Genomic DNA, 1,500 nt, shown 5'->3' with positions numbered 1-1,500 from the left:
GGCATAAACACTTTCTCGCACCCTGGTTCCTGCGGGCGTCGGACCGCGAATTGGCTCTCCATTTCCCGTCACGCCAACCCCGCCAATTGCGGTTGCACCCGCGGGTGATCCCACTGTGACGACGCCATGGCGTGCCACGCGCCCTACGACCTTGGCGCGGCGCCGTCTCCCCGAGTCGGACGGCGCCGCGTGGTTCCCGGCCCTGGGTCAGCTCTCGGCCAGGATGTGCGACAGCTCGGTGTCAAGATCGAAATGACGGTGCTCGGTGCCCGGCGGCACCGCCGCGTCGGTGCGCTTGAGGAAGGACTCCAGGGCCCGCGCGGGCGCCTCCAGGAGGGCCTCGCCCTCCGGAGAGCTCAGCGCGATGCAGACGACTCCCTGGCCGTGGCTGCGCGATGGCCAGACTCGGACGTCACCGGTGCCGGTGGGCCGGTGCAGACCCTCGGCGAGGAGATCGCGGGCGAACACCCATTCGACCGTCTCTTCGGCTCCGGTATGGAAGGTGGCGTGCACGGCATAAGGATCGGCCGTGTCATACCGCAGGCCCGCGGGTACAGGCAGTGAGGACTCGCTCGATACAACGAGGCGCAGGTGCAGCTCGCAGCTGACCGTGGTGTTCATAAGCGCCAGGGCCTTTCGCTCAGTGTGCGCTCGGGGATTCGCACGTCGGCGAAATCGACATGCCACCTACGGTGCCGTTGTAAACCCCTCTGTCCGTTTTGTGATCCTCCGAGTACCCCGTACGGAGGAGTGTCATCTCCGACTTGGCGGTCATTCCCGATGGGGGTTCCAGTCAGGTACTTTGGGCCTTATGAATGCGGAGAGTGACGAGCGGGTGAAGGGTGGCGCGGCTGTGGTTCCCGAGCCCGGCACGGGGGACGTGGCCATTGCGGCGGCGGGTGATCCGTTGGGTGGCGAGCAGGCCGCCGAGCCGCCTCTCGGGTCCCGGGCGCCGGAATTCGTGAAGGCGCGCCGTACGCTGCATCTGAGCTGGCAGGTCGGCGTGTTCATCATCGGCCTCGCCGTCGTCGGGGCGGGCGTGATCATGTTGCCCCTGCCTGGCCCCGGCTGGCTGGTGATCTTCGCCGGTATGGCGATCTGGGCGACCGAGTTCGTCTGGGCCCAGCTGGTGCTGCGCTGGACGAAGCGCAAGGTCACCGAGGCGGCCCAGCGGGCCCTGGACCCCAAAGTGCGCCGGCGGAACATCATCCTCACGACCGTCGGCCTGGTGATCATCGGCGTGCTGGCCGGCGTCTACTTCTGGAAGTTCGGGTTCGCCATGCCGTGGAAGATTGCCGAGTAGTCACAGGCAGTGACGACCGGGGCTGGCGAGTGAACGCGCGACGATCATCGGGATGGTCAGGGAGCGCCGCTGACATGGGGTAATGTTTGCGATGCGCCGGGGCGATTAGCTCAGTGGGAGAGCGCTTCGTTCACACCGAAGAGGTCACTGGTTCGAACCCAGTATCGCCCACCACCCGGATCGGAGGCCCCGGAGAC

The 1,500-nt window shown here is 66.9% G+C and carries 2 protein-coding genes and 1 tRNA gene; 2 read left to right on the top strand and 1 reads right to left on the bottom strand.

Translation table 11 applies throughout. From position 1 onward, the window contains the following. Window positions 1-207: 207 nt before the first annotated feature. Window positions 208-621: an SsgA family sporulation/cell division regulator gene (locus tag ACFWI9_RS25200; RefSeq protein ID WP_003959770.1), complete on the bottom strand. Its 414-nt coding sequence runs from the start codon at window positions 619-621 to the stop codon at window positions 208-210. A gap of 190 nt (window positions 622-811) precedes the next feature. Between ACFWI9_RS25200 and ACFWI9_RS25195 the strand changes: the two genes are divergently transcribed. Together ACFWI9_RS25195 and ACFWI9_RS25190 are read left to right on the top strand one after the other, a co-directional pair. After that, window positions 812-1,303, top strand: coding sequence for a TIGR02611 family protein (locus ACFWI9_RS25195; RefSeq protein WP_387165327.1), 492 nt, complete (start codon window positions 812-814; stop codon window positions 1,301-1,303). 99 nt (window positions 1,304-1,402) lie between these two features. Beyond that, window positions 1,403-1,477 (top strand) — tRNA-Val (locus ACFWI9_RS25190). Window positions 1,478-1,500: the final 23 nt, after the last annotated feature.

Origin of the sequence: Streptomyces sp. NPDC127084 (assembly GCF_042724175.1) — a bacterium.
Taxonomy (GTDB): Bacteria; Actinomycetota; Actinomycetes; order Streptomycetales; family Streptomycetaceae; genus Streptomyces.
This window is presented reverse-complemented; position numbering and strand designations above follow the sequence as displayed.